The following is a 5,919-nucleotide window of genomic DNA, read 5'->3' on the forward strand; positions in this document are numbered from 1 at the left end:
GATTATTTGATATCAATATTAACAGCGATGTTTTCTATGCATGGGTCACCCAAGTCCTTATCCCAGTACTTCCTAAAAACAGTGTAATCATGATGGATAATGCAACTTTTCACAAGAAACAGAGTATTCAACAAGTCATCATCGATGCGGGGAAATGGTGGAATATTTGCCTACCTATTCGCCAGATCTTAATCCAATTGAACATAAATGGGCACAAGCTAAATGCAAAAAAAGAGCGCTCGGATGCGACACAAATATTTTGTTCGCACTCAATATGGTGTAATCAAAATTAAGTCGCTTAGCTATATTATCTGAAACTTATGGAATTAAGTGTAGGTCAGATCGTTGTAAGCACTATCAAATCATTTCGTTTTTATGCTATTTGATTTATGTGTTTTCGAGCATTTTCTTACAGAATAGAGATACGTATTCGGTAAGCAACAATTATCAAATGAAGGCTGAGGCTTTTTGTCTTTTGGATTGAAAGTGATTGATGCGATAGTATTAACGGTGTGTCATCTTGCTTGTTGAATAGTGAATCAAGGATTTGCTCTGTAGAACGGATTTGGCATTTTTGTTCTGCTTCCTGACGTTTTTTTTCCAGAAATGCAGCTCTACGTTCATATCTACGTTGAGCGTAGTTACTCCGTTTGATGACGGTAATCTGTGTCATGTTGACCTCCAAAGTCAGTTTTAGTGGTGTGTGCCGGATATTTCCGGTTTGTACTCACAGTCGGTTTATTCCCCCTGGTGTAGAAACGAGATTTGACTGTGCTGTACATTTCACACACCCCAAAACTCACTCAATGATGGTTGATTCAAGAGTGCCTGAATCCGTTCTAAGATGTTAAAGAGCGATAATGCTTAGTTACTGATGAAGTTCACTTGCCTTCATGTTCATATGCCTTAGGCTGGCTACTTAGCAACGTTTGGCTTGGTTTAAGATAACTCGTGGTATTGTCTGGCGTTTGCCTGTTGCAGTGAGTTGATTTGGTTATTAAACAAAAAGATTAATATAAAGTCAACAAAAAGATTATATAGAGATGAGTGAAAACATATAGAAATTAATCTAAATACTTGTAAATAATTGGATTATGTGAGATTCAAATAAATTGAGAGTTATGATCTACTTCTGAGGTTAGAAAGTTCTTCATAGAGAGTTTCATAGTATTTTTGTTTTTGCTCTAAGTCTTCAATTAATTTTTCTTTATCAGAACTAGGTAATTTATTGAAGATACTTAATAATTTTGTTTCGCTCTTTGTAAGAAAGCTTTTTACTTCGCGTGATTCAGCAATAGGTAGTTCTTCAATTTTTCCCTCTCCTAATATCCAAGCAACAGAAACATGTAAAGCATCTGAAAGCTTAATAGCAGAATCTTTGCCAATGCTTCCTCTAGCAAACCAGCTATTTACTGATTGAGGAGTAACATTACATATTCTAGCCATATCACTTTTTGATATGCCTTTAATTTCAATAAGTTTTTTTAGCCGCAAAGATAATGGGTGAGATTTCATATTTTTTTTATTCATATTATTATTTTAAACAATAAGTTTAATAATTAAAATAATCTTTTTGTTGATTATTGTATAATCTTTATGTTTAAATTAAGCATTGCAGGAGGTGAAATGTCTGCGTTAAACAAAGTAATCAATATAATTGGAACTGCTTCTTGTCTAGCAAAAAACTTGGAGTGTCAGACATGACAATAAGCAATTGGAAAAAAAGACGTAACGGAAGAGTGCCTGTCGATCGTGTTTTAGCAATTTACGAACTAACAGGAATAACTCCCCACGAGTTACGCCCTGATATTTACCCAAACCCAACAGATGGTATCCCTGCTAATAAGCAAAATACTATCTAAGTAACACACCGTTCTTTAACATTTTGATTCGCTCTAGGCTTTCTTGGAGCCACCACAACCTCATAGGAATATCGAGGTCGGGAATTTTATTACTTAAGGATTATAACCATGGAATATTCAAATACTATCAAAATCACCTGCAAACCTGAGCATTTAAAATATTACTTCCACCAGAAAATGGCATCAGAAGGCGGTAATAACGGGTTTGCAAATCAGTAGGGAGATAGGCCCTTCAACAGCGAGTCGGGATAAAACCAGAATATTTAAATTAGCCTGTCAAATCGTCTCAGAATACGGTTGCCGAGGCATGTGGTGAGTGTGCCTGATTCAGTGTCACAGGATGTCGTCATTACGAGTATATCAGGCGAAGAAATACGCAAGCTGATTGAGATGCTAGAACACTTAAGATTGCCAAAAAAAGAAGCTTCAAGGTTAAAAAACGATGAAGCTTCAGAATGTCAGATCGAGTGTTGTATTTAATTAGAGAGTTTAGGCACGAAGTCTAACGAGAAGGGAAGGTCGAATTTCCCTTTTTTCTTTCAATTTCAGCGAGGTCATTATGCCAAAAAAGCGACGATTTATCAATAAAAAATTATGAAGAAAGAGTGTATCCAGATAGCCCAGATGGGCTATTGGTTGCTGCATCAAAAAATAAGCGTTTCGCATATCGATTTGTATCAGAATTCAGAAAGCTACAAGGAGTTAAAAATGGCTGCAATAGTCACCAGTCTTGATGATTACAGAGTTAAAAACAAAGTCAGGAAGAATAATACCGTGGCTGAGATTGAAAGTGGGTATACCAGAGTAGCGAATGAGTTACTGGAGTCTTTGGCGAGTTCAGATCTCACAGCCAGACAGCTAAAAGTTATGTTGGCAATTGTCAGAAAAACATACGGGTTTGGTAAAAAGTTTGATCGGATATCTGATTCGCAAATTGCAGAAATCACTTGCTTATCAAGACAGAATGTGAATAAAGCAAAAAATGAATTGATTACAATGCGTTATTTAATTCTTGAGGACAATAAAATAGGCGTAAATAAAACGGTTTCAGATTGGATTAATCAATCTAGAGACAGTGTCTCTAATTTGAAGACAAAAAATGTCTCTAAGTTGGAGACAGATGGTGTCTCTAGATTGGAGACACACAAAAGAAATCTTTTAAAGAAAAAAGAAAATACTCCCCTAACCCCTCACGAGGGGGATGATGAGAAATTAATTTCTAACAATCGAAAAAATAAAATCCCCTATCAAGAAATCCTACAAGTTTACAACGAGACGGTAGGTGATAAATTACCCAATGCAGAATCACTGAATGACAAACGTAAACGGGCTATTGGTAAATTCTGGAAAGAACTGAAAAATCCTTCGATTGATGCTGCTAGAAATTATTTCGAAGTATTTGTTGAAACCGCTAATCCCTGGTATTTCGGTGAGAACGATCGAGGTTGGAGAGCAAGTTTTGATTATCTGCTAAGACCTGACACGGTAACAAAAACTAGGGAGGGTGCGTTATGATAAATCAGGTTCCCAATAACCTCCCTGCTGAGCAAAGTGTTATTGGTGGCTTGCTGATAGACCCAATGAGCGACAATGCCTTGAAGGTGTTTTCACTGCTAAGCCCCGATGATTTTTACGCGGTTCATCACCGATTGATTTATGCAGAAATGCGCGCGATGAGCCGAAAACGTCAGGCCATCGATATTATCACCGTGGATGAAGCCTTATCTAAATCAGGGAACACTCAAAAGGCGGGCGGATTTGCCTATCTTGCTGAGATAGCCAAAAATATACCTAGTGCGGCAAACATCGTCAGTTACGCCAAAAGTATCAAAGAGTGTGCAGCAGGACGCTATACGGTTGAGAAAGCCATAGAGATTCAAAAACTGTTTATTCAGCCTAATACGCTAGGATTTACTGATAAAATCAAGATGGCGCAACGTCTGATTGATGAAGCGGCAAAATTTAGCAAGGTTGGTCACAAAACAGGGCTTCGCCGGATTGATGATGTACTGGATGGTGTATTCACAGATATTTGTGAGCGTCAGGACAACCCCGAGAAACACTGCGGACTCAAAATAGGGTTTAGGGACTTTGATGACTTACTGAAGCCTAAGCAAATCGTTAATGGTTCCTTATTTGTGATTGGTGCGCGCCCCAAAATGGGGAAAACCACCGTGTTGACTGAAATGGCGAAAAATGTTTCAAATCATGGAAAATCGGTGTTGTTATTTAGTATGGAAATGACGGATAGCCAGTTAGCCGAGCGAACGTTAAGCCAACAATCCAACCTCAACGCTAATCGTTTTTATGAGAAACTAGAAGAGCATGAATGGGATGAACTGCGTAATGCGATTGCCCGCCTTAAGCAATACCCCAATATTTGGATTGATGATACGCCAGCCATGAGCTTACAGCACATTCAGTCAGAATGTCGTAAAATAAAACGTAAAATAGGGGATATTGGATTTATCGGTGTTGATTATTTAACACTAATGCAGGCTGAAAAAGTTGACAGAAACGATTTAGCCTACGGAAATATCACAAAAGGGTTAAAAGTTTTGGCAAAAGAACTCAATACTGTCGTCGTGTTACTCACGCAACTAAACCGAAGTTTAGAACAACGTACCAATAAAAGACCCATCCCAAGTGACAGCAGAGATACGGGTCAAATTGAGCAGGATTGCGATTATTGGTTAGGTATTCATCGAGAATCGGTTTATGATCCTGACGCAGATAAAACACTAATAGAACTCATACTACGGTTAAATAGACATGGGAAAACAGGTACGGTTTATGCCGACCAGAAGGGACTGTGTATTTTCCCTGTTGACCAGCATCTAGCCGCAACAAAAAGCCAGCCTCAAAAAGAACATAAGCGTTATTCAGATAAGAAATTTTAGTCAGGACTCCCCCAATGAAATACTTCATCGAAGCAACCATTGTTAAGAATGGTGGCGAGCCTGTGTATTGGCAGCGCTATAGCTGGGCGACTTTAAAATGATTACAAGTAATGACTCTATATTATTAAATTTATATTGGAGAAAAACATATATTTTGTAATCAAAATTAAGACGCTTAGCTATATAGCAACAAAATGCTTTCAAAACAGGATTGTCTGAAAATTTTATCCCAGCCGTCCATGTTCAAAATGCAGTGTAGCGAGATAGGTTACTACTGGACTGTTGGAAAAGGAAAAGCTCGAAAGTGTGACAAATTGCTAAAAGTGTCAATAGAAAATTTCACCTGTACTCCGCTAAACCTACCCCAATAAAAATCAAATAGGCAAAAATATGAAAATTCAACGCATGGCAAATCGCTGTGACGGACATCTTTTCGCACAGAATCCAGAGGTCGATATTTTAATTCAACATAAAACCGAGCCAAGGATAGATAGTCGTCTGTTTGCTAAACGGCTGAGTATTAAACATAAACATCTTTATGAGTTAATTAGAAAACACTCAAAAAACTTACGTGAATTTGGCATCCTTCCGTTTCAAACGGAGCGATTAAATACTGCACAATTAGGCGCGCGTGAACATAAGTATGTTTTACTGAATGAAAACCAGTTTGATTTTATGTGTCGTATTGTACGCGGGCGTGATTACGAGAAAATGACGCAATTTAAACTGGATGTCACCAAAGCGTTGACTAAAAAACGCGCCGCTGAATATATCCGAAGAGAGTATTTACCCTATTATACCATGAGTCCCGTGACGCTTTACGTGATTTAGGTGCCGAGAAACGTCATTACATCAATCTGGCCAAAATTGAGAATCGATTAGCCGGTTTATGTTCAGGTGAACGACGTATAGCTAAGCGACTTAATTTTGATTACACCATATTGAGTACGAACAAAATATCTGTGTCGCATCCGAGGGCTTTTTTGCATTTATAGCTGGGGGACTTTAAAATGATAACAAGTAATTACTCTATATCAATAAATTTATATTGGATAAAAACATATATTTTGTAATCAAAATTAAGACGCTTAGCTATAGCTTGTGCCCATTTATGTTCAATTGGATTAAGATCTGGCGAATAGGTAGGCAAAAATATT

The 5,919-nt window shown here is 37.7% G+C and carries 9 protein-coding genes; 7 read left to right on the plus strand and 2 right to left on the minus strand.

All coding sequences use genetic code 11. From position 1 onward, the window contains the following. A partial coding sequence (locus ARSQ2_RS15290) for a transposase (protein ID WP_202880413.1) occupies positions 1-293 on the plus strand: 293 nt, incomplete at its 5' end. Positions 294-1,119: 826 nt separating this feature from the next. Here ARSQ2_RS15290 and ARSQ2_RS09800 read toward each other — a convergent pair. Beyond that, positions 1,120-1,530 carry a helix-turn-helix domain-containing protein gene (locus ARSQ2_RS09800; RefSeq protein ID WP_181995183.1) on the minus strand — a complete coding sequence of 137 codons (411 nt, stop codon included), beginning with the start codon at positions 1,528-1,530 and terminating at the stop codon, positions 1,120-1,122. 170 nt (positions 1,531-1,700) lie between these two features. Between ARSQ2_RS09800 and ARSQ2_RS09805 the strand changes: the two genes are divergently transcribed. From ARSQ2_RS09805 to ARSQ2_RS09830, 6 genes are all read left to right on the plus strand, one after another. After that, on the plus strand, positions 1,701-1,862 hold the full coding sequence (locus tag ARSQ2_RS09805; protein WP_338078287.1) for a YdaS family helix-turn-helix protein: 162 nt from the start codon (positions 1,701-1,703) through the stop codon (positions 1,860-1,862). Positions 1,863-2,180: 318 nt separating this feature from the next. Continuing rightward, positions 2,181-2,342 carry a hypothetical protein gene (locus ARSQ2_RS09810; RefSeq protein ID WP_181995184.1) on the plus strand — a complete coding sequence of 54 codons (162 nt, stop codon included), beginning with the start codon at positions 2,181-2,183 and terminating at the stop codon, positions 2,340-2,342. A gap of 144 nt (positions 2,343-2,486) precedes the next feature. Continuing rightward, on the plus strand, positions 2,487-3,377 hold the full coding sequence (locus tag ARSQ2_RS09815) for a replication protein (protein ID WP_238334438.1): 891 nt from the start codon (positions 2,487-2,489) through the stop codon (positions 3,375-3,377). Beyond that, positions 3,374-4,762 (plus strand): replicative DNA helicase, encoded by a 1,389-nt coding sequence (locus tag ARSQ2_RS09820; RefSeq protein WP_238334439.1) that lies wholly within the window; start codon positions 3,374-3,376, stop codon positions 4,760-4,762. Before ARSQ2_RS09815 ends, ARSQ2_RS09820 begins: the two co-directional genes overlap by 4 nt. A 14-nt stretch (positions 4,763-4,776) precedes the next feature. Beyond that, complete coding sequence (locus ARSQ2_RS15030) at positions 4,777-4,863, plus strand: DUF1187 family protein (RefSeq protein ID WP_181995188.1); 87 nt, start codon at positions 4,777-4,779, stop codon at positions 4,861-4,863. Between the two features lie 289 nt (positions 4,864-5,152). Then, positions 5,153-5,593 carry a Rha family transcriptional regulator gene (locus ARSQ2_RS09830; RefSeq protein WP_238334440.1) on the plus strand — a complete coding sequence of 147 codons (441 nt, stop codon included), beginning with the start codon at positions 5,153-5,155 and terminating at the stop codon, positions 5,591-5,593. Positions 5,594-5,786: 193 nt separating this feature from the next. Here ARSQ2_RS09830 and ARSQ2_RS15035 read toward each other — a convergent pair whose 3' ends face one another. After that, entirely contained in the window at positions 5,787-5,912 is a 126-nt protein-coding gene (locus ARSQ2_RS15035) for a hypothetical protein (RefSeq protein ID WP_420837771.1), read from the minus strand. Positions 5,913-5,919: the final 7 nt, after the last annotated feature.

Source organism: Arsenophonus endosymbiont of Bemisia tabaci Q2, from assembly GCF_902713415.1.
In the GTDB taxonomy this organism is placed as follows: domain Bacteria; phylum Pseudomonadota; class Gammaproteobacteria; order Enterobacterales; family Enterobacteriaceae; genus Arsenophonus.

Bases quoted from the DNA above. Each gene is read 5' to 3' on its own strand.
- ARSQ2_RS15030 (WP_181995188.1), top strand. From the start codon at position 4,777: ATGAAATACTTCATCGAAGCAACCATTGTTAAGAATGGTGGCGAGCCT.
- ARSQ2_RS09815 (WP_238334438.1), top strand. From the start codon at position 2,487: ATGGGCTATTGGTTGCTGCATCAAAAAATAAGCGTTTCGCATATCGAT.
- ARSQ2_RS09800 (WP_181995183.1), bottom strand. From the start codon at position 1,530: ATGAATAAAAAAAATATGAAATCTCACCCATTATCTTTGCGGCTAAAA.
- ARSQ2_RS09805 (WP_338078287.1), top strand. From the start codon at position 1,701: ATGACAATAAGCAATTGGAAAAAAAGACGTAACGGAAGAGTGCCTGTC.
- ARSQ2_RS09820 (WP_238334439.1), top strand. From the start codon at position 3,374: ATGATAAATCAGGTTCCCAATAACCTCCCTGCTGAGCAAAGTGTTATT.
- ARSQ2_RS09830 (WP_238334440.1), top strand. From the start codon at position 5,153: ATGAAAATTCAACGCATGGCAAATCGCTGTGACGGACATCTTTTCGCA.